Here is a 19,985-nt window from a genome sequence, read left to right on the forward strand (position 1 = left end):
CCATGACTGATTATTTAATTGCCCCTTCAATTCTTTCTGCTGATTTTGCCCGTTTAGGGGAAGATGTTGAACAAGTTCTGAACGATGGTGCCGATGTGGTGCATTTTGACGTAATGGATAACCAATACGTACCAAACTTGACGATTGGTCCTATGGTTTGTAAAGCGCTGCGTGAATACGGTATTTCGGCACCTATCGATGTGCACTTAATGGTTAAGTCAGTTGATACTATGATTGTTGAATTTGCTAAAGCCGGTGCGTCAATTATCACCTTCCATCCCGAAGCCTGTGAACATATTGACCGTTCACTGCAGCTAATTAAAGACCATGGCTGTAAAGCAGGTCTGGTTTTAAATCCAGCTACGTCGCTTGAAGTATTAACACATGTGATGGATAAACTGGATGTCATTTTATTAATGTCTGTAAACCCTGGTTTCGGAGGGCAGTCATTTATTCCTCATACCTTGAAAAAACTGCGCCAAGTAAAAGCATTAATCAAAGCAAGCGGCCGTGATATCCGTTTACAAGTGGACGGCGGCGTTAAAGCTGACAATATTAAAGAGATTGCTGAAGCCGGTGCAGATATGTTTGTAGCAGGCTCTGCTATTTTCAGTCAGCCAGACTACAAAACTGTTATTGATGAAATGCGTAGTGAATTAGCCGCGGCTGAAAGTTAGTCCTGATAGAAAGCTATCGTACTAATTTATGCTTATAACTATATTGAGTCTGTATTAGGGCTCAATTCAGATTACATTATTGTTCAATTTAAGAATTATTAGAGCTGCTGTAAAAGTGCAGCAAGGAAAGATAAATGACTAAACCAATTGTATTAAGCGGCTGTCAGCCGTCGGGTTCACTGACCATTGGTAACTACATGGGCGCATTACGCCAGTGGGTAGAAATGCAGGAAAGCCATGACTGCCTGTACTGCTTAGTTGATTTACATGCTATTACGGTACGCCAGGATCCAAAAGCATTACGTAATGCAATTTATGACGGTTTAGCAATGTACCAGGCTGTGGGTATCGATCCGCAGAAAAGTACTATGTTTATCCAGTCTCAAGTACCTGAGCATGCTGAACTTTCGTGGATTTTAAACTGTTATACCCAGATGGGTGAGTTAAACCGCATGACGCAGTTTAAGGATAAATCGCAGAAGAATGTGACTAATATCAATGTCGGCCTGTTCAGCTACCCGGTACTGATGGCTTCTGACATTTTACTTTACGGCCCGAACCGCGTGCCGGTAGGCAGCGATCAGAAGCAGCATCTTGAGCTGGCTCGTGATATTGCAACACGTTTTAATAATGCCTACGGCGATACATTTGTTGTTCCTGAACCGGCTATTCCGGAGCACGGTGCACGTATTATGAGCCTGCAGGAACCAACTAAAAAAATGTCGAAATCAGATGATAATGTTAAAAACTTTATCGGTTTGCTGGAAGACCCGAAAAAAATATTAAAGAAAATCAAAAGTGCGGAAACAGATTCAGACGAACAGGCGCGTATCTATTTTGACACACTTGAAAAACCGGGGGTTTCAAATTTATTAACCCTGCTTTCCTGTTCAACGGGTAAACCAATTGACAGCTTAATTCCTGAATACGAAGATAAAATGTACGGGCATTTAAAGAAAGATACAGCTGAAGCCGTTGTATCTTTATTGGAGCCTATTCAGGCGCGTTATAAAGAGCTGCGCGAAGATGAAACTGCATTACAGGCGATTGCTCGTGTAGGGGCGACAAAAGCGCGTGAACGTGCTGCTGTGACTTTAGCTGAAGTGTACGACAAAATCGGTTTTCTGCCGAAATAGTCTATGTTTGTTTAATAAAAAGGCTGATTTTATTCAGCCTTTTTATGTTGGTTGCTTTTAACCTAAGCCTTTACCTGCATCTTTTGCACTGATCAATTCAATCATATAACCGTCCGGATCTTTTACAAAAGCAATAACCGTAGCTCCCCCTTTTACCGGGCCCGCTTCACGTGTTATCTCTCCACCCATGTTTTTTATTGTTTCACAGGCTGCATATATATCATTGCTTTCAATAGCAATATGACCGTAAGCATTACCTAAGTCATATTCATCGGTGTCCCAGTTATGGGTTAATTCAAGAACCGTTGTGTCTTTTTCATCACCATAACCTAAAAACGCCAGTGTATATCGGTATTCACTGTTTTCAGACTGACGGATTAAATTCATATTTAAAACGTTAGTGTAAAAATCGATCGATTTTTGTAAGTCAGCAACACGTAACATGGTATGTAATAAGCGCATATTAACCTCTAGATATTATTAAAATTAAATAGTTCAGAAACAAAAAAACCACCGCAAAGGTGGCTTGAAAATGCCGATAAGGGCTTTGTTTTAAAACAGGCCTTTAGTTAAGAATTCAACCGTAGCAGCCATTTCATCATCACTACAGTCTGCACAGGTTCCTTTAGCCGGCATTGCGTTCAGACCTTCGAGTGAATGTTTTAATAAGGTTTCCTGACCCTGTGCTATGCGGGGCTCCCATGCCGCAGCATCACCTTTTTTCGGTGCGCCGGCTGCTCCCGTTGCGTGACAGGCAACGCAGTAAGTATTATAAATTTTTTCACCGTCACGCGGACCTGCAGGTTCGTCTGAATCTGAACTTTGACCTGCTACTGCAATTTCACCATCTAAATAAACATCACCTACCGGCGCAATGCGATCGGCAATGGCACCTTCAGAAAGATCCTGAGCAAAACTTGCTGTACTGAACAAACTGATTGTTAAGCCGATTAGCAGGGTAATACGTTTAATAAGATGCACTAGAAACTCCAGTTTTATGTTGGTGATTATCTATGTTGTAAAAATGTTAATTATAACGAGGTTGTTTATAACAACCAATCTCTTTGTGGGCATTATTGTTTCCAGTTCACTATTTTTTTCTCTTTACCTGTTAATAAGCGTCGAATGTTGCTGATATGACGAAGAATAATTAATACCGAAAGCATAATTACCGGGGTAGTAAACTCCGGTTTTATAAACTCAACAAAAACGGGGGCCAGAATTGCGGTAACAATCGCGGCTAATGAAGCATAACCGCTGACGGCGATGGTAAACAGCCAGGTTAAAAGCAGCAGGCCGGTCATATCCATACCTAGAGGGAGAAGAGTACCGAGGCCGGTGGCGACAGCTTTACCGCCTTTAAACTGGAAATAGGGAGGGAAAATATGGCCAAGACAGGCGGCGATGCCTATTAAACCTATTGCAAACGGCGAATAGCCGATAAAATAAGCAAGGTATACGGGGATAGTGCCTTTTAACAGATCAAAAATAAGAACCGTGCTGGCAGCCTGTGCGTGGTGTAAGCGCAGAATATTAGTTGCGCCCGGATTTTTTGAGCCGCGTCCGCGGGGATCAGGCCAGCCTTTAACCCTGCACAGTAATATTGCACCGTTAAGCCCGCCGATCAGATAAGCTGCGCTGATAAATAATAAAGTGGTCAGGATAATCATTTGTATTTATTTCTTCTCGATCAGGTAAAATACCGCACTTTAACAATCTACTGCAAAAAAGGTCATTGATTACAACCTGATAGTACGTGGATTTAGGTATAAGAGATAGCGTTTTAAAATAACAAATAGGTTCTTCGATGGATATTGTTTTTATTAAACAGTTAGAAGTTATCAGCACCATTGGTGTTTATGACTGGGAAAAATCACTGCAGCAGAAACTCTACTTTGATTTAGAGATGGCGTTTGATAACAGACCGGCAGCCGCTGATGATGATATAGATTTAGCGCTTAATTATTTCAGCGTATCTGAAACGGTAAATAAGTTTGCCCAGACCCATCAGTTTGAACTGCTTGAAACGATGGCTGAGCGAGTCGCTTCACTTATTATGGAGCAGTATCCGGTACCCTGGATAAAAGTAACCCTGCATAAGCCGGGCGCACTGCCAAAGGCACAGTCATTAGGTGTGCAGATCGAGCGTGGTACCCGCTAGTGGCACAGGTTTTTATCGGTATTGGCTCAAGCATTAATAAACGCATCAATGTCTGCTTAGGGCTGGAGTCTCTTCAGGCTGAGTTTGGTGATTTAAAGGTTTCGCCGCTTTATGAAAGTGAAGCCGTGGGTTTTTCCGGGGTTAATTTTTATAATCTGGTGGTTGAACTACAAAGCGATCTGGATGTTCATAGCTTGATTGTTAAATTAAAAGCAATCGAACGAAAACACGGCCGGATCGATAATGCGATCAAGTTTGCCCCTCGAACCTTAGATCTGGATCTGCTTTTATATGATCAGCAGATTGATGTTGAGATCGATTTACCGCGCGGTGAAATAACCCGCAATGCATTTGTATTAAAACCGTTAGCAGAATTAGCACCGCTGCTGATACATCCCGCTTTAGGAAAAACTTACCAGAAACTTTGGCAGGATTACCCCAAAGACAAACAAAAATTATGGCGAGTTGAAGATATACTTTAACTTTTTACTGCCTGAAATAAGAAAAGAGAATAAAAATGTCACTGCTTGAGATTGTAGTACTAGCCTTGATTCAAGGTTTAACTGAATTTTTACCCATTTCCAGCTCCGCGCACCTGATTCTACCGTCACAGCTGCTAGGCTGGCAGGACCAGGGGTTAGCCTTTGATCTGATACTGAATATCGGCACATTATCCGCGGTATTAATTTACTTCCGTTATGAGGTAATAAAAATGCTGCGGGCCTGGGTTAATTCTCTGCGTACTAAGCAGCAGACCCGGGACAGTAAGCTGGCCTGGTGGATTATCTGGTCTACTATTCCAGCGGCTTTAGTGGGTTTTTTTGGTAAGTCACTGGTTGAAACCTATCTGCGCAGCGGTTATGTGATTGCTGTGACCACTATTATTTTTGGTCTATTATTGTGGTGGGCGGATGCGAAGGCTAAGCAGGTAAAAACTGAATACCAGACGGGCTTAAAAGGTGCGCTTATTATCGGCTTTGCTCAAGTACTGGCCCTGATCCCTGGAACATCCCGATCTGGCATCACGATAACCGCAGGTTTAATGCTGGGGTTAACACGTAATGCAGCCGCGCGTTTCTCATTTCTTATGTCAATTCCGATTATTGCAATGGCTTCTGGTTATGACATGCTTAAATTTATATTATCTGACGAGTATGTAGACTGGAGTGCTTTGTTTTTAGGAGCCGGCATCTCATTTATCAGTGCGATTTTATGTATCCATGCATTTTTGATACTGCTTAATAGAGTCGGCATGCTGCCCTTTGTTATTTATCGTTTAATTCTTGGCGCGACTCTGTTTTATGTACTTGCCGGAATCTAGGTTTCTATTACCTGCTATGATTTTATCTAGCGCTTTTGCTGCTATGTCTGCTCAGTATTAAAAATAAAGCTGATGCCATGCCTGCTGATGCAAATACCATACACATCACCACTATTTGATATCTGGCGGCAATAAACGGAGAGGTACCGGAGAGGATCTGTCCGGTCATCATGCCTGGCAGGGAAACTAAACCGACAGCAAACAAAGCATTGGTATTAGGAATAATTGAGGCTTGAAAGGCTGTTTTCCGGGCGCTGATATAGTCACAACCCCGTTCTAACTCTGCATAAAAGCGCTCTCCAGAAAGGCTGACACTATTCATGCAGCTGGCGAAAATCATACCTGCCAGGGGAATTATTGACTGTGCCTGATACCAGGGGTCTAATCCAAGCACCCCCTGGCTGATCACCAGCAGGGTAAAGCAGCCGCCCAGCGTTATAGAAAACAGGGCTCGTTTTAATAATATCAACCGCAGTTCTTTGATATTACCCAGGGCTATCCAGCTGGAAAACAGCACCATGATCAGCAGCATGGTGACAACTATCCAAGCACTCGAATTATCAAAAATATAACTGAGAAAATAACCGACTAACAGCAGCTGAATGAGCATGCGCGACAATGCATATAAGGCAAATTTCCCGTTTAATGACCATTTAAATAAAATAGCCAGCACGATTAAAACAGGAAGAAAAGCAATTGCCAGCTTATCCAGTGCGATGATTGAAAGTGTATTTTCCATGAATATATATCTTCTAAAGTTTTATAAGATGAATATTAAGGGGTTAATATTTTCTGTTTATAAAGGTTAACTGCATCAATACGCGCCTGCTGGAGCTGCATTTTAATCTGCGCTCCGGCATAACCTTTTTTGATTATATCTTGTACATTTACAGTTGTTGCGGTTTGGAAAGCCTGCCAGATATAGTGCGCATTGGGGTAATCTTTATCTTCAAAACCAGTACGGCCTTTGGTATCTGCAATACAGCATTCCAGCATTTGTAAAAACCGCTGCGGTTTTCTCCAGGCATCACTTTTATCCATTAACTTAACCAGTGTTGACGCTTTTAACTCAAATGCACTGTGTACCAGGGTATGGTGCTCACTCACTAATAATGCTAAATCACGACATTCATTGGGAATTTTGAGGCGCAGACATAAATCTCTAATTGTCTGCAGACCTAAAACACCATGGCCCTTATGACTTGGCCAGTTTTCTTTAGGGGTCAGTGCTTTTCCAAGGTCGTGCACTAAACAGGCAAAACGAAAAGCCAAGCAGTCTGAAAGTTTTACTGACTGCTCAACAACCATTAGTGTATGGATACCGGTATCAATTTCAGGATGCCACTGTTTCGGTGCTGGAACGCCGAATAAACAATCCAGTTCAGGAAATAATACACCCAGCGCACCGCAGTCACGTAAGACCTGAAAATAGATCTGCGGGCTGTCTGTCTGCAGTGCTTTTGCTGTTTCAAGCCAGGTGCGCTCGGCCGTTAAATGATCCAGTTCACCGCTGCTGCTTAGTGTCTGCATCAGCAGTAGTGTTTCCGGGGCGATTTTAAATCCAAGTTTAAAAAAGCGGGCTGCAAAACGTGCGACCCGTAGAACCCTGAGTGGATCTTCGCTGAATGCAGGGGATATATGACGTAATGTTTTTGTCTGTAAATCTTCTAAGCCCTGGTAGGGGTCAAACAACTCATCTTGTTCGGATAAAGCTATGGCATTAATGGTTAGATCCCGGCGCAATAAATCATCTTCAAGTGAGACATCCTGCCCGGCGTAACACTCAAAACCGGTATAACCACAACCCTGCTTGCGCTCAGTACGGGCAAGGGCGTATTCTTCACCGGTCTGCGGGTGTAAAAATACCGGAAAGTCTTTACCAACCTGTTGGTAGCCCTGCTGCAGCATGTTTTCCGGGGTAGTGCCGATTACCACATAATCGCGGTCTTTAACTGTAAGTTGTAATAGTTTATCCCGAACTGCGCCGCCGACTAAAAATACCTGCATTGTTTTCCCTCTTTATTATTTCTTTAGCTATTATATACGCAAGGCGCTGCAAGATGCAGGAATCTTCAACTGGTTTGGCTATCTATAATTAACTGTGTTGTCACTATTTTTTGGGACTTTGCTATGTACCAGGAATTTTTTTCATTACAAACACCCCCTTTTTTGCTCTCTCCAGACCCATTTTTTTTGTTTTTGAGTGAGCGCCACAAAGAAGCGCTTGCACATTTAAGGCATGGGTTAGAAGGCAGGGGCGGGCTAGTTCTGCTTACGGGAGAGGTAGGTACCGGAAAAACAACAGTCTGCCGCTCGCTATTGCAGGATCATGCAGAAAATATAGATATTGCTTTTATTTTAAACCCGGCATTAACTGAAGTTGAGTTAATAGAATCTGTCTGTGATCAGTTTAAAATTGCCTATGATTCTAACAATATCTGTTTGAAAACATTGTTAGAGCTACTAACAGCATGGCTGCTCGAGAATCATCAGCAGGGGCATCGAGCTATTATTTTAATTGATGAAGCGCAGCATTTGAGTTTTCTTGATTTACAGCTGTTATCTGTATTAGCAAATATTGAAGCAGATAATAAAAAGGTATTACAGGTCATTTTGATTGGTCAGACTGAACTGCAGCAGCTGCTGAAACGGAGTGAATTTAGCCAGTTAGCACAACAGATTACTGCTCGTTATCATCTATTAGCTTTGACCCGCCAAGAAAGCGAGGACTATATTCGACACCGCTTAAATGTGGCTGGTGTATACGGCCCCGTTTTTGATAAGCAGGCTTTGTCACTTGTTTTTGAAGTCAGCGGGGGGATCCCGCGAATAATTAACCTGCTGTGTGATCGCAGTCTGCTATGTGCATATGTACAAAACTGCTCAGCAGTAACCGCGGCTCTGGTAAAAAAAGCGGGATTTGAGACTGAATTATTAATTAAGCAGCCTTTTCTTCTTCCTTCTCTTAAATATGTGCCTACGGTCATTATATTAGGTTGTATATGTCTATTGACGGTAATGCTGGCCCCAAAAGTTTTTGCCCGCTTCGAAGCCGCTGCAGTAAAGACTGAATCAAGCCCTGTACCTGCACCTGAGCATATCGAAAATTTTGAAAAAAGTACGAGCAGTGAAATCTTGTCCTTGAGGCGATTGAATGCTGCACAGCTGGTTTATATCATGAATTACTTTAGCGTAGAGACTGCCGCGACTGCTGATAAAGCAGAATTCTATACTCTCCAGCCGGAAATTGAGATCAATAAAACAGAGTTACTTAGTGTGCCGCCGCTAGTTGAGGGAAATACAGCTGAGCCGTTTAGTGCCAAGTCGACAGCTGTCATAAATAACAGTGAGCCGGCAGATATCCCGCCGCCAGTAATAAATAAAACGAAAGCCCCGCCGGTATCAAAGCAGGTTAATGCTGTGGAAGCCATTAAAACAGTAGACAGTGAAATAAAACTGCGGCCTGAACCGAGCCTAGAACAGAAGACACAAGATATTGTTCAGCTGCAGAAACCAGCTGAAAACCAATCAGTAGAGCAGATGTTTACGCCAAGTGAGCAGTTGTTGGCTGTATCCCCTGCAGCATATACTGTGCAGTTGTCTGGTTTTGCCTCTCCAGTTGTTCTGCGTCGTTTTTTTGTACAGCATAACCTGCCTCGGCAGGACATTTATATTTATCAGACACTGCGCAATAATAAACCCTGGTATGTTGTTATTTCCGGTCAGTATCATGGTTTTAAAGTAGCTAAAGAGGCTGCTGAGCACTTACCGGGATCGCTGTTTGGTATGCCTTTCTGGATAAAAACATACCGGGATGTTCACAAGCAGGTGCATTTAAATGAACAATAAGATAATAACAACAGCTTTGATTAGTTAAGGAAGGGAGTTCCTTCTTGAGCTATCTCCCTTCCCTGGTTGATTATTGACTGAATAAATTGCTCTTGAACTGTATTGTCGACTAAAATAGCTGCATTGTTTTCCTGCGCTATTAGTGTCAGGGGCTGACAGGCAGTTAATTTCGTTGCCGCTATTTTCTTTAGGCTTTGTAATGTATCAAGAATTTTTCTCTTTAAAAGAACAACCCTTTTCGATTTCTCCAGATCCTGATTTTCTGTTTTTAAGCGAACGTCACAAAGAAGCGCTTGCACATTTACAGTACGGCCTGCAGGGTAATGGTGGTTTTGTATTATTAACCGGTGAAGTTGGAACCGGCAAAACAACTGTATGCCGTTCTTTACTGCAGAACCTGTCTATAGATACGGATATTGCATTTATTCTTAATCCGGCATTAACTGAAATAGAGTTATTAGCGACGGTTTGTGATGAATTTAAGATTGAATACGACCAAGACAAAATCAGCTTAAAACTGCTATTTGATGCACTAACCGTCTGGATGATGAATAATCATCTGCAGGGACGAAGTGCCATTGTATTAATCGATGAAGCACAGCATTTAAGCTTTTCTGTATTAGAGCAGCTGCGTTTATTAACTAATATCGAATCTAATAATAAAAAACCCCTGCAGGTTATTTTAATCGGCCAGACTGAACTGCAGCAGAAGTTAAAACAAACAGAACTTCGTCAGCTTGCACAGCGAATTACTGCTCGTTATCACCTGCTGCCTTTAAGCCGTCAGGAAAGTGAGTATTATATTCTGCACCGCCTCAATGTCGCAGGTGCGTGTTTCCCTATTTTTGAGCGTAATGCTTTGAAGCACATCTATAAAGCTAGCCAGGGCATTCCGCGTTTAATTAACCTGCTCTGTGACCGCTGCTTATTATGTGCCTATACGCAGAACGTGCCGAAAGTAACCGTAGCTGTGGTGAAGAAAGCCGGTGTTGAAATGGAATTAAGCGAAAATAACGGCTCTTTTATCATCAATAACTGGCGAATAACCACGCTGATTGTTTTATGTATGTTAACTGGAATACAGGCACCACAAATACTTGCTCGTTTTAACGATGCACAGCCAGGAGCCGCAGTACTGCAGGAAGTTCCGCAGTTAGAAGAGGTAAAGCAGGTGAGTGAACCGGTAATTCAGGCGCCGTCCGTTGAAGAGGCGCCGCAGTGGTTTGATGCTTATCCTGATTTACAATTATCCAACGCATCTTTTGATAATGCGCTGCTGAATTTATATGCGGTGTGGGGGTATCAGGCTGATATTGACAATGTGGACTGCGGGCAGGGTGAAGGGGCGTTGTTGTCCTGTTACTCGATAAACAGTAGTTTAAAAAAACTAAAAAAATTAAATTATCCCAGTATCATTAAGTTAGAAAACAATGCTCAGGATAGCTTGTATGCAGTTCTTTATAAAGTCAGTGATAAATATCAGCTTTTGATTGACGGGCAGGTGATAAGGGTTTCTGAAACCTGGTTTAATCAATATTGGACAGGTAATTTAACTATTCTATGGCAGGCTCCGTTTGCAGAGCAGAAAGTACTTAAATTTGGTCAGCAGAATGAGCAGGTGGCCTGGTTAGTAACACAACTTAATAAGGTGCAGGGACTGGCTAGAGAGGATAAAGATCGTTTTGATTTACAACTACTGCAGCAGGTCAGCGCTTTTCAAAGAGCGCAGGGGTTATCAGATGATGGTCTCGTTGGTTTTCGGACTATGATGCCGTTGATGCAGTTAGCTAACCCTGAGCTGCCTCGTTTGATGGAGAGCAGTAACTAATGTCGACAATTTTACAAGCATTACAGAAACAGCAGGCGAGTCAGAATACTCAAATTCACGATAACATGCTCTTAGAAAACGATAATTTAAAATGGAAAGCCGCATTATTAACGGCATTGTTAGTCATTATCTGCTTATTAGGCGTATTGATTTACATGCAGTTTCATCCGTTTAGCGGGGTAAACAGCCAGCAGCCTGTTATTGTTCAAAATAACAGCGTGCAGAAAACAGAGAAAGTAACTGCTGAGCAGCCTGTCAGCAGAAGTGAAAAACCAGCTGTCGGGACGGTTGAAAAATTAACTTTTGTTACAAAACCGCTGCCTGAGGTCAAAGTGCAGGAGCCTGAGCAAATCCTAGTGTCGGCACTGCCGAAATCAAAAAAACAAGTAACAGCGGAACAGAAAAACAGTAGTAATGTAGCGCCGGCAGAACCTGGGTCTGAAAAAATACCGCAGGAACTGGATTACAGTGAGGTATCCGATGATTTACAGAAGCGTTTTAAACTGGCCGTATTAGAGAGCCAAGCCGCTGCTAAGAGTCCTGCAATTGAGGAAGAGGAAACAGGAGACGGGAGTGATATCAATCAGATGGGTTATGCATTTCAGGAGAAAGTTCCAGCCATGAGCTATGACTTCCATGTGTACTCTACGATTGTTGAAGATCGCTGGATCCGCATTAATGGTGAAGATTTACGTGAAGGGCAGTTTGACGCCGCCGGGAAAATTAAACTTATTGAAATCCAGCCGCAGCGCAGTATATTCCGTATAGGAAGACAGAGCTTCAGCCTTGAGTCATTGACGGACTGGAAAGGTTATTAGCTTATTAAGTCAAACGCACTGCTGTGTGCGTTTGACTTTAAGGCCCTAATTTTACCAGTTATTCTGACGCTTTTTACGACGAGGTATAAAAGGAATAAGTAAACCAAGTAATAAGCCAAATAACAGTACACCGCCGCCGTTCAGCAGCCATTCCATTTTTACTCGTTCATCTTTAGTATCCTGGAGCAGGTCCAGCTCTAAGTTGCGCGCTTTTAGCTCGTCAATTGTCTTTTGAAGCACAATTTTTTCACTCTCCAGTGCTGTGATTAAGCCTTCTTTGTCTGAAATTGATTGTATTTTGTCAGCGAGAGTTTTGTCATTTTCTGCTGCAATACTGCTTAATTTAGCTTGTGCTTGTTTAAGTTCTTTCTGTACAGCCGGCAGCATCGTTTTGGCAGGTAATGACTTTTGTAATTCTTTATTATTAACCCAGCCGGTTTTTCCGGCTTGCGTTTTTACCTGCATAAATTTAGTGCTGTCATCGTATTTTAAAGTCGTAACAGATGCGCCGACTTTGATAGTACCGATAATACGGTAATCTAAGCTTGGCCCTGAATGCAGGTAAATAAATACATCGTCGCTGACATAACGTGTTGCTGCCGATACATTCAAAGAAAGCGTTAGAGAAAGCAGTGTTATCGCAAATTTTATTATTTTCAAGGAAAAAATCCTGTTAGCTGGAGTGAATGAAGGTTTATTCTAAAAGTAATTTCCGGCAAGGAAAAGCATTTGATACAAAAAAGAGAGCCGAAGCTCTCTTTTTCTATTATCAGGGTAGACTTCCGCTTAGCTGAAAACTGCTTTTAAAATATAGAAGAATACAATAGACAGGCAGGCGCCGATCGGTAGTGTTACTACCCATGAAATAACGATATTACGGACAACTCCAAGGTTAAGAGCTGCGATTCCTCGTGCCATACCGACACCTAATACCGCACCAACAAGAGTTTGTGTTGTTGAAATAGGTAAACCGGTGCCCGATGCAATTACCACCGTTGATGCAGCTGCCAGCTCAGCGGCAAAACCACGGCTCGGTGTTAAATGAGTAATACCAGTCCCTATGGTTGCCATTACACGTTTACCGAAAATAGCTAGACCGAGTACGATACCAACGGCACCAAGTGGTAAAATCCACCATGCCAGAGTTGCTTTGGCGGCAATTTCTCCATTGCTTTCAACGATACTAACAACAGCTGCCAGCGGACCTATTGCATTGGCTACATCGTTTGAACCATGTGCAAATGCCATTGCACAGGCTGTTACTATCATTAATATCGCAAAGATCTTTTCAACATTGGCAAAGTGCATATCTTTGTCAGCTTTAGGATCGATTTTAACACGGTTAATGAATACCTTACCGATAACGGCAACAGCTATACCGATAAGTGCTGCTAGCATAAATGCCTGACCGGTAGAGAAGTGCAGCCCAACGTGTTTTAAACCTTTGGTAATGGTCACTAAAGAGAGCATAAAACCAGCTAAAAACATGTAGCCTGGAACATAGCGTTTAGCGTTATTGATCGGATCGCTGGTATCAAAGATTAACTTCTGCGAGCTCATGAAGATCATATAGGCAATAATACCGGATATCAGCGGGGTAACAATCCAGCTGCCGACAATGCCGCCGACCTGACTCCAGGTAACACTGTCAACACCAACGCCGACAGCGGAGAAACCAACAATAGCACCAACAATTGAATGCGTTGTTGATACCGGCCAGCCGAAATATGAAGCAATAATTAACCAGCAGCCGGCTGCCAGTAGCGCCGCCGTCATGCCAAATGCTAATAATTCCGGTTGGTCAACATAAAAACTGGCGTCGATAATACCTTTACGTATAGTAGAGGTTACTTCTCCACCCGCTAAATATGCACCGGCAAATTCGAAAATCATTGCAATAATGATCGCCTGTTTAATAGTTAAGGCTTTTGAACCTACAGAGGTACCCATTGCATTGGCAACATCATTTGCACCAATGCCCCAGGCCATAAGAAAACCCACTGCCGCTGCAAATATTACCAGCGTGCTGCCATATGTAGTTAAAATATCCATGATAAATCCTAATGAACGTTACGAGCGAGCAAGAATAAGTTCAAGCTGTGTGCCGATTAATTCTGAGTGATCGGCAAGGCCGCCCACCCATTCTAAAATTTGGTAAAGGAACATTACATCCACAGGATTGTAATGCTGTTCTACGGCTAACAGGCCGCGGCGTAGTTTGATCTGCAATGAATCAGTATCATCTTCAATCATTTCAAGTTCTGATATCATTTTAGTCACGACATCAACTTCGCGACCTTTAAAGCCTGTTTCTAATAATTCATCAAGCTCATTGATTGCTTTTCTGGCTTGTTGAACAGCATCTAAACAGCGCTGCAGATAAGTCATAAAGTCACCGGATATTTCACTCGGCAGCTGCAGCTGTCGACCGAAAACACGGCCTGCAATATCTTTAGCTGCATTGGCGATTTTATCCTGACGATTTACAAGTTCGAGTAAATCACCACGCGCGATAGGCATAAACAGCCCCTTCGGCAGCGTTAAACGTAATTCACGCTTTAGTTCATCAGCTTGCTTTTCAAGTTTTGATATCTTTTTTCTTACTTTGTCTGCTTCTGCCCAGTTCTGGTCATGACTAGCTTTAAAAAAAGGTACTAATAATTCACTGCAGGCAGCAACTTTGTCAATATGCGCCTGAATGGGTTTAATTGGAGACTTTGCAAAGACTCCAAATATTGAGTTAACTGGCATGATTCATCCTATTTTTGAGGTTTGATACCGTATAAATGATCAAAATGAACAACAAATATGCGGCGCATGTTATCTTTCTTTTGCACACAATTGAACATGAATTTAGTATAATTCATAAATTATTACGATCTAAATTGATCGCAGCATCCACTTTGTATAGGTTTTTGGTAAATAAAATATGGAAACAGAGATAGAGATTAAGTTTTTTTTCAGCACTGAATTTGAGCTTGAACTATATGAAGCGATTAATACCCATCGTTATATCGCCAATAAAAAACAGCTTCTGCATAATGTTTATTTTGATACTGCAGGGCGCTCGTTACGTAAAATGGCGATGTGTCTGCGTGTCCGCACCTGTGATGATAAATCGGTACAAACTGTGAAAACCGCCGGTCGAGTAATAGGCGGATTACATCAGCGACCGGAATATAATGAAGTGATCGAGGGGCTTCGTCCTGAGCTTGCTCGTTTTAACAGTAAAATATGGCCGGAAAACTGCAGTATTAAAGAATTAGAGAATGAGTTAATTCCTATTTTTAGTACTGATTTTGAACGTCAGACCTGGCTGGTGGAAATGCCGGATGATACCTTAATTGAAGTTGCCTATGATAAAGGTTTTATTGAAACCAATCAGGGCAAGATAGAAATCTGCGAAATTGAACTTGAATTAGTTAAAGGTGATGAAAAACAACTGTTTATATTAGGTGGTGATATTGCTTTATTACCTCAGGCGCGCTTAGGAAATGTCAGTAAAGCACAGCGTGGCTACATGCTTGCAGATGGGAGCCGCTTTGAAATAAAGCCGCTTGTACACTCGCCGTTAACCCCGTCAATGTCGGTTGAACAAGCTCTGCTTACTAATATGCAGCACGGCTTACGTCATATCCAGTACCATGAACATAGTTACTGTGAGCAGTTTAATGATGATGCTTTAAAAGAGCTTCTGCACGGTATTAAATTTCTGCATCAAAACTTAAAACTGTTTAAAAATGCACAGCCTGTTTTACTTGAAGCAAACTGGATTGAAGACCTGCACTGGTTAGCCCGTACTTTTTCCTGGCTGGATGAACGTTTTATTAATCAAAGTCTTTTGGAAGATAAAGGTTTTTACCTGCGCAAACTTCCGAAATACAAATCACTGGTAAAAAAACTGCAGGCTCAGAATGAACAGCTGCCGAGTCAGCAGTCTGTCGTAGAGTTACTTTGTTCAACAAGATATTGTCAATTCGTTCTTAAGTTTACCAACTGGTTAATTCAGTTTGAAAAAAGTACTTTTTCAAATGACAATGCAAATACTATAAAAGCCTTTTCCAGTAATTGCTTAGATACAGTCTGGGGAGAATTAATGCTTGCTCTGAATGAACAGGAAGTCAGCTCAACCTCTCATATATTATCCTGTCAGGGGCTGTTAGAAGGTACTTTATTGACTGGTTTAAGCGTCGGTAATGTTTTTTCACGGGAAAGAAGCATGGTCTTCCGCTCTCCCTGGCTGGATATAAAACAGGGCATAGAGGGGTTAGCAATGCTCAATGTTATTGTGGATATTGCCGAGCAGGAAGATAGCAGTGAGCTGCAGAGTGAATATTTCAAATGGATAAAACGCAAAGAAGAATCTTTACTGCACGCCGTAGAACAGTCTAAACAGCAGGCTGTCTTGAAAGAGATCTACTGGCATAGTACTGAGGAATAACAGTTGTATTGTTTTTCCTGATTTTATGAAGATAATTAACTGATCTAACTGAAGATCACAGAACGGAGGTATTTATTGTTTTGTAATACGGTTTTTGGATATTAGCTCTAAACTTTGTTGATATTCAGCCGACCAAATCTACAGCAGCTTAGCTGATCTTTCAGCCTAAGCCTGGATCCGGGTAAAAATAAATCACTATGTGGGTATAAAAATGGCAATCTTAAAATTAAATGGAATTGAAAACCGATTTGCGAATATTTCTCTGACCAGGAAATGGCTTATTATGCTGCTGATCGGCGGTTTCTTATTTATCACAAAAAGTTTAACTGCCGGCCTGATATTAAGTGACCAGGCGATTTCTAAGGCACAGGATCCTGTCGCACTTGTTAATACCTACAACTTCTGGTCAGGTCTGATTTTTAGTTTGATTTTCCTCGGGGTTTTATATTGGATGGTAATGATAATAAAAAAACAGATTGAAGTGATGAAGCAGAACCTGTCCCTCGCTATCGAGCAGGGGACTCTGGACAATTATGCTCAACAGCTTCCAAAAGATGAAATCGGCAGTGTTGCGGCACTAGTCTGTCAGGAATCTGGAAAGTTACAGGCTGTTTTTCAAACTCATGCAAAAGGTGCCGGTGAGCTGACCGAAGTTAGTGAACAACTATCAATCTGTATGGAAATCATTAATGATTCGATGGAGGAGGAGTTTGCTCAGATAGAGCAGCTTGCCACCGCAATGAATGAAATGACCGCGACGGTTAAAGAAGTGGCGGCTAATGCCGGCAGTGCATCATCTTCTACAGCAGAAGCCTCGGAAGTGGCTCAGGAAGGTAATCAGTTTGTTGATGCCACTATTTCTACCATTAATTCATTATCGGGCAATATCGGTGCCTCAGCAGATGCAGTGAATAATGTAGAATTAAAAGTTGAAGGGATCGGCAGTGTTGTTGATACGATCCGCAGTATTTCAGAACAGACCAATCTATTAGCATTAAATGCGGCTATTGAAGCTGCCCGTGCAGGTGAGGCTGGACGCGGTTTTGCTGTTGTTGCCGATGAAGTTCGTAACTTGGCCAAACGTACGCAGGATGCGACGGTTGAAATTCAAAGTATGATTGAACAGCTGCAGACTAGCGCTCAGGATGCAGTTGGTCTGATGGGGAAAAGTGTCCATGAAGCGGATGTCGGCGTGGATCAGGTTACTCAGGCCGGCACAAAATTATCTGGTATTGTTGATAAGATCCACCATATATCTGATATGAATTATCAGATTGCATCGGCTGCCGACGAGCAGACTACAGTGGCGGCGAATATTAACGAAAGCCTAGATCAGGTAAAAGAGGTGGTTGAAGGTTCGGTGACCGTACTGAAAGAGGTGACTGAAATGACGGAAACAATTACTAAGCATGCGCAGGATTTAAATAACGGGGTAAACGGATAACAGTACAGAGTTTATCGGCGATAAAAAAGCACTTCAATTGAAGTGCTTTTTTTTTGAGGGCTACTAAAAACTATTCTGATTTATTAAATTCACTTTTTAGTGCAAACTGAGTTAACTCTTCAATCACAGATTTTTTTATTTCCAGCTGCTGATCTGCCGGTATCTGGTAACGTTCACCTAACTGTTGATAGTCATCACTGCTTAAACTGACTGTTAAACGCGGACGTTTAGGTTTTTTATGAGTTGGTAATTCTAATAAATGACGAATCTGCTCTGACGGGCTGATGCCTTTGTCTAATGCACTGCGCCTAATGCTGTACTGCAGTTTAGTATCCATATCAAATGCAATTTGTACTGCTTTAATGACCTTTGCTGACTGCTGCCACTTTTCAGGCAGTTCTTTCTTAGACATGTTTACTCTCCTTTTATCCATAACTCAGCAATTTCATTGGCCGACCTTAAAAAAGACAAATATACATCGGTATCACCATTTTCGAAAATAAATATGTCAATAAAGCGCTGCCCCTGACCACCTTCCAGGGAATAAAACTCAAACTCCTGGCCGTGTTTATCTTCATTATACTGTGGCGGAACTGTAGTACGGTAGTCTTCCTGATGTAGATAACCTGTGGTCATAAAGTCCTGCTGTATATACTCATCAGCAACCATATCAGCGTAATCATGTTTTGTAATGATGGGTTTTAAGCGAGCATTGCCCGGCTGTTCAAAAATTTCAGAAAAATCATCTAAATCAAACAGGGTTTCGACGTCATTTCTATTTAGAAGCAGGCTGAATTTTACCAGTTTTTGCGGGTTTCTCGGAAAGCTTAAGTAAATTTGCTGCGGGCCGCCGCCTTGCGCTGTTATTTTCGCATAGTGCTCATGTTTGAACTCAATGGTCTGAATGTCCGTTACCTGAAGCTGTTGTTTTCGCATTGCCAGGGGTAAAGAAAAGCTGTCACCAAAAGTGAAAATATCATTTTCCTGTAGTTCATTCGGGTGTGTTAATACTCGAGTTGGTACAGGCTGTTTTTTTGCAAACAGTGATTTAAAAAAGCTCATAATTTTACCCTCGTTAAATGCAGATAACCCGGAGCACTAGCAGTGCCCCGGGTTATTAATTTCGTGTTAGTCTTTGTTATTTACTTTTCAGGCGGTCTAAGATTGACTGGGCACTTGACTGCTGTGCACCGATCCCGGCTTCCTGTAATTTGCTCTGCAGTGAACTGTCGCCGTTTTCTGACTCAAGTACTTCGGCTGCTTTTAATTTATCATCAAACATCGCCTGCTTCTGTTTAATGCGTTCTAAAGAGTCTTTTGCATTTAACAGCTTAGAGTTGCTTGCTGTGAAGTTGTCGGTAATTGCTGATGTTGCTTTCTGCACACTCTCAGTTGTTTTTACCATGCTTAACTGGCGTTTATAATCAGTTAATTGACGTTCACTCTTTTTAATAAGTTCTTTCAGGCGATCTGCACTTTTAAGGTAGCTTTCGTTAGCCTGCTGCTGATCTGCCGCGCTGCTTTCGAGCTCTGCAATTTTTTCTGCTACTTCAATCGCCAGTGCTTCATTATTCTGGTTAAGGGCCTGCATTGCATAACCTTCATGCTCTTTAATGCTTGCCTGAAGCTGGCCTAACTCACGTGCCGCCTGCATCTGTTTCGCCATCACTTCTGTTAAGTCGCGCTTAGCAATAGTGATATGTTTTTCTGAGTCACGAATTTCCTGTTCGAAAATACGTGTTGAATTTGCATCTACAACCGCTTCGCCAGCTTCTCTTGCTCCACCGCGTACTGCCGTAATAATTTTTCTAAATATGCTCATAATAACTCCAAATTAGTTTAGGTAACTGTCCATTTCATTGATCACTTCAAGGCTGTTATCACTTAAAGTCACAATCTCCAGCTCAATATCATCAAGGCTTGAGTTGACCGATAAGGCGCCGTATACCACATATTTGTCTTCTACTTTTGCAAATGAAGAAAGAGGCATAGGAACATTCATTTCCAGCATCGCTTCCATCATATTGCTTCTCAGGTCTGTTATTACCTCATCTTCGCCCCATAAATAAGCAATACACAGTATCTGGTTATCGCTTAAAGAAAGGAAAATAGGAATTTCTTCGCGCCCTATAATTTCAACCTGCAGTACATCAATGTCACCATTAATAGGGGTACAGTCAAAGTTAAAACCTGTTTCAGTATCATCAGCAAGCTGATTTAAATGAGTCGCAATTTTATGAATATTCATAACACTCCTTAATAGCATAAGACATTTAATGTCTTGTTGCCTGTTAATTTAGTTCTCTTGTC

General features: G+C 41.9%; 22 protein-coding genes. 10 read left to right on the top strand and 12 right to left on the bottom strand.

Going from position 1 to position 19,985, the window contains the following annotated elements:
- Window positions 1–2 precede the first annotated feature (2 nt).
- Both rpe and trpS read left to right on the top strand, forming a co-directional pair.
- Complete coding sequence (gene rpe, locus G327_RS0104400) at window positions 3–677, top strand: ribulose-phosphate 3-epimerase (protein ID WP_019613552.1); 675 nt, start codon at window positions 3–5, stop codon at window positions 675–677.
- Between the two features lie 134 nt (window positions 678–811).
- The gene (gene trpS, locus G327_RS0104405) at window positions 812–1,813 is read left to right on the top strand and encodes a tryptophan--tRNA ligase (protein ID WP_019613553.1); all 1,002 of its coding nucleotides are present in this window, start codon (window positions 812–814) and stop codon (window positions 1,811–1,813) included.
- A gap of 57 nt (window positions 1,814–1,870) precedes the next feature.
- On the opposite strand, the gene gloA is transcribed toward trpS, so the two are convergent.
- The 3 genes from gloA to plsY all read right to left on the bottom strand — a co-directional run bounded on the left by gloA (window position 1,871) and on the right by plsY (window position 3,483).
- Window positions 1,871–2,275, bottom strand: a complete 405-nt coding sequence (gene gloA / locus G327_RS0104410; protein WP_019613554.1) for a lactoylglutathione lyase — start codon at window positions 2,273–2,275, stop codon at window positions 1,871–1,873.
- A 90-nt stretch (window positions 2,276–2,365) separates the two neighbouring features.
- Window positions 2,366–2,794, bottom strand: a complete 429-nt coding sequence (locus G327_RS0104415) for a c-type cytochrome (protein WP_019613555.1) — start codon at window positions 2,792–2,794, stop codon at window positions 2,366–2,368.
- Between the two features lie 92 nt (window positions 2,795–2,886).
- Window positions 2,887–3,483, bottom strand: a complete 597-nt coding sequence (plsY, locus tag G327_RS0104420) for a glycerol-3-phosphate 1-O-acyltransferase PlsY (protein ID WP_019613556.1) — start codon at window positions 3,481–3,483, stop codon at window positions 2,887–2,889.
- Window positions 3,484–3,620: 137 nt separating this feature from the next.
- Between plsY and folB the strand changes: the two genes are divergently transcribed.
- The 3 genes from folB to G327_RS0104435 are packed head-to-tail and all read left to right on the top strand — an operon-like array spanning window position 3,621 to window position 5,295.
- The gene (gene folB / locus G327_RS0104425; protein ID WP_019613557.1) at window positions 3,621–3,974 is read left to right on the top strand and encodes a dihydroneopterin aldolase; all 354 of its coding nucleotides are present in this window, start codon (window positions 3,621–3,623) and stop codon (window positions 3,972–3,974) included.
- The gene (gene folK, locus G327_RS0104430; protein WP_019613558.1) at window positions 3,974–4,456 is read left to right on the top strand and encodes a 2-amino-4-hydroxy-6-hydroxymethyldihydropteridine diphosphokinase; all 483 of its coding nucleotides are present in this window, start codon (window positions 3,974–3,976) and stop codon (window positions 4,454–4,456) included. The genes folB and folK overlap by 1 nt, the downstream gene beginning before the upstream one ends.
- 35 nt (window positions 4,457–4,491) lie before the next feature.
- Window positions 4,492–5,295 carry an undecaprenyl-diphosphate phosphatase gene (locus G327_RS0104435; protein WP_019613559.1) on the top strand — a complete coding sequence of 268 codons (804 nt, stop codon included), beginning with the start codon at window positions 4,492–4,494 and terminating at the stop codon, window positions 5,293–5,295.
- Window positions 5,296–5,317: 22 nt separating this feature from the next.
- Here G327_RS0104435 and G327_RS0104440 read toward each other — a convergent pair whose 3' ends face one another.
- Window positions 5,318–6,034 (bottom strand): ABC transporter permease, encoded by a 717-nt coding sequence (locus tag G327_RS0104440; protein ID WP_019613560.1) that lies wholly within the window; start codon window positions 6,032–6,034, stop codon window positions 5,318–5,320.
- Window positions 6,035–6,069: 35 nt separating this feature from the next.
- Window positions 6,070–7,302: a multifunctional CCA addition/repair protein gene (locus G327_RS0104445; protein ID WP_019613561.1), complete on the bottom strand. Its 1,233-nt coding sequence runs from the start codon at window positions 7,300–7,302 to the stop codon at window positions 6,070–6,072.
- 123 nt (window positions 7,303–7,425) lie between these two features.
- Here G327_RS0104445 and G327_RS27025 point away from each other — a divergent pair, with 123 nt between their 5' ends.
- The 3 genes from G327_RS27025 (at window position 7,426) to G327_RS25915 (ending at window position 11,790) form a co-directional block, all read left to right on the top strand.
- Window positions 7,426–9,144 carry an AAA family ATPase gene (locus G327_RS27025; protein ID WP_019613562.1) on the top strand — a complete coding sequence of 573 codons (1,719 nt, stop codon included), beginning with the start codon at window positions 7,426–7,428 and terminating at the stop codon, window positions 9,142–9,144.
- A 199-nt stretch (window positions 9,145–9,343) separates the two neighbouring features.
- Entirely contained in the window at window positions 9,344–10,972 is a 1,629-nt protein-coding gene (locus G327_RS0104455; RefSeq protein WP_019613563.1) for an ExeA family protein, read from the top strand.
- On the top strand, window positions 10,972–11,790 hold the full coding sequence (locus G327_RS25915) for a general secretion pathway protein GspB (protein WP_019613564.1): 819 nt from the start codon (window positions 10,972–10,974) through the stop codon (window positions 11,788–11,790). Before G327_RS0104455 ends, G327_RS25915 begins: the two co-directional genes overlap by 1 nt.
- A gap of 51 nt (window positions 11,791–11,841) precedes the next feature.
- Here the strand turns inward: G327_RS25915 and G327_RS0104465 are convergent, their stop codons facing one another.
- From G327_RS0104465 to G327_RS0104480, 3 genes are all read right to left on the bottom strand, one after another.
- Entirely contained in the window at window positions 11,842–12,450 is a 609-nt protein-coding gene (locus tag G327_RS0104465; RefSeq protein WP_019613565.1) for a TIGR04211 family SH3 domain-containing protein, read from the bottom strand.
- A gap of 126 nt (window positions 12,451–12,576) precedes the next feature.
- Window positions 12,577–13,842, bottom strand: coding sequence for an inorganic phosphate transporter (locus G327_RS0104475; protein WP_019613567.1), 1,266 nt, complete (start codon window positions 13,840–13,842; stop codon window positions 12,577–12,579).
- A gap of 18 nt (window positions 13,843–13,860) precedes the next feature.
- Window positions 13,861–14,541, bottom strand: coding sequence for a TIGR00153 family protein (locus G327_RS0104480; RefSeq protein ID WP_019613568.1), 681 nt, complete (start codon window positions 14,539–14,541; stop codon window positions 13,861–13,863).
- Between the two features lie 178 nt (window positions 14,542–14,719).
- Between G327_RS0104480 and G327_RS0104485 the strand changes: the two genes are divergently transcribed.
- Entirely contained in the window at window positions 14,720–16,231 is a 1,512-nt protein-coding gene (locus tag G327_RS0104485; RefSeq protein ID WP_019613569.1) for a CYTH and CHAD domain-containing protein, read from the top strand.
- A 211-nt stretch (window positions 16,232–16,442) separates the two neighbouring features.
- Complete coding sequence (locus tag G327_RS0104490; RefSeq protein ID WP_019613570.1) at window positions 16,443–17,675, top strand: methyl-accepting chemotaxis protein; 1,233 nt, start codon at window positions 16,443–16,445, stop codon at window positions 17,673–17,675.
- Between the two features lie 70 nt (window positions 17,676–17,745).
- Here the strand turns inward: G327_RS0104490 and G327_RS0104495 are convergent, their stop codons facing one another.
- The 4 genes from G327_RS0104495 to G327_RS0104510 all read right to left on the bottom strand — a co-directional run bounded on the left by G327_RS0104495 (window position 17,746) and on the right by G327_RS0104510 (window position 19,923).
- Window positions 17,746–18,087 (bottom strand): hypothetical protein, encoded by a 342-nt coding sequence (locus G327_RS0104495; protein WP_019613571.1) that lies wholly within the window; start codon window positions 18,085–18,087, stop codon window positions 17,746–17,748.
- 2 nt (window positions 18,088–18,089) lie between these two features.
- The gene (locus G327_RS0104500) at window positions 18,090–18,737 is read right to left on the bottom strand and encodes a hypothetical protein (RefSeq protein ID WP_019613572.1); all 648 of its coding nucleotides are present in this window, start codon (window positions 18,735–18,737) and stop codon (window positions 18,090–18,092) included.
- A gap of 76 nt (window positions 18,738–18,813) precedes the next feature.
- Window positions 18,814–19,497 carry a PspA/IM30 family protein gene (locus tag G327_RS0104505; RefSeq protein WP_019613573.1) on the bottom strand — a complete coding sequence of 228 codons (684 nt, stop codon included), beginning with the start codon at window positions 19,495–19,497 and terminating at the stop codon, window positions 18,814–18,816.
- 12 nt (window positions 19,498–19,509) lie between these two features.
- On the bottom strand, window positions 19,510–19,923 hold the full coding sequence (locus G327_RS0104510; protein ID WP_019613574.1) for a YjfI family protein: 414 nt from the start codon (window positions 19,921–19,923) through the stop codon (window positions 19,510–19,512).
- Between the last annotated feature and the right edge of the window lie 62 nt (window positions 19,924–19,985).

It is taken from the genome of Psychromonas ossibalaenae ATCC BAA-1528 (assembly GCF_000381745.1).
Lineage (GTDB): Bacteria > Pseudomonadota > Gammaproteobacteria > Enterobacterales > Psychromonadaceae > Psychromonas > Psychromonas ossibalaenae.

Bases quoted from the DNA above. Each gene is read 5' to 3' on its own strand.
- rpe (WP_019613552.1), top strand. From the start codon at position 3: ATGACTGATTATTTAATTGCCCCTTCAATTCTTTCTGCTGATTTTGCC.
- trpS (WP_019613553.1), top strand. From the start codon at position 812: ATGACTAAACCAATTGTATTAAGCGGCTGTCAGCCGTCGGGTTCACTG.
- gloA (WP_019613554.1), bottom strand. From the start codon at position 2,275: ATGCGCTTATTACATACCATGTTACGTGTTGCTGACTTACAAAAATCG.
- plsY (WP_019613556.1), bottom strand. From the start codon at position 3,483: ATGATTATCCTGACCACTTTATTATTTATCAGCGCAGCTTATCTGATC.
- folB (WP_019613557.1), top strand. From the start codon at position 3,621: ATGGATATTGTTTTTATTAAACAGTTAGAAGTTATCAGCACCATTGGT.
- G327_RS0104435 (WP_019613559.1), top strand. From the start codon at position 4,492: ATGTCACTGCTTGAGATTGTAGTACTAGCCTTGATTCAAGGTTTAACT.
- G327_RS0104440 (WP_019613560.1), bottom strand. From the start codon at position 6,034: ATGGAAAATACACTTTCAATCATCGCACTGGATAAGCTGGCAATTGCT.
- G327_RS0104445 (WP_019613561.1), bottom strand. From the start codon at position 7,302: ATGCAGGTATTTTTAGTCGGCGGCGCAGTTCGGGATAAACTATTACAA.
- G327_RS27025 (WP_019613562.1), top strand. From the start codon at position 7,426: ATGTACCAGGAATTTTTTTCATTACAAACACCCCCTTTTTTGCTCTCT.
- G327_RS0104455 (WP_019613563.1), top strand. From the start codon at position 9,344: ATGTATCAAGAATTTTTCTCTTTAAAAGAACAACCCTTTTCGATTTCT.
- G327_RS25915 (WP_019613564.1), top strand. From the start codon at position 10,972: ATGTCGACAATTTTACAAGCATTACAGAAACAGCAGGCGAGTCAGAAT.
- G327_RS0104475 (WP_019613567.1), bottom strand. From the start codon at position 13,842: ATGGATATTTTAACTACATATGGCAGCACGCTGGTAATATTTGCAGCG.
- G327_RS0104480 (WP_019613568.1), bottom strand. From the start codon at position 14,541: ATGCCAGTTAACTCAATATTTGGAGTCTTTGCAAAGTCTCCAATTAAA.
- G327_RS0104485 (WP_019613569.1), top strand. From the start codon at position 14,720: ATGGAAACAGAGATAGAGATTAAGTTTTTTTTCAGCACTGAATTTGAG.
- G327_RS0104490 (WP_019613570.1), top strand. From the start codon at position 16,443: ATGGCAATCTTAAAATTAAATGGAATTGAAAACCGATTTGCGAATATT.
- G327_RS0104495 (WP_019613571.1), bottom strand. From the start codon at position 18,087: ATGTCTAAGAAAGAACTGCCTGAAAAGTGGCAGCAGTCAGCAAAGGTC.
- G327_RS0104500 (WP_019613572.1), bottom strand. From the start codon at position 18,737: ATGAGCTTTTTTAAATCACTGTTTGCAAAAAAACAGCCTGTACCAACT.
- G327_RS0104505 (WP_019613573.1), bottom strand. From the start codon at position 19,497: ATGAGCATATTTAGAAAAATTATTACGGCAGTACGCGGTGGAGCAAGA.
- G327_RS0104510 (WP_019613574.1), bottom strand. From the start codon at position 19,923: ATGAATATTCATAAAATTGCGACTCATTTAAATCAGCTTGCTGATGAT.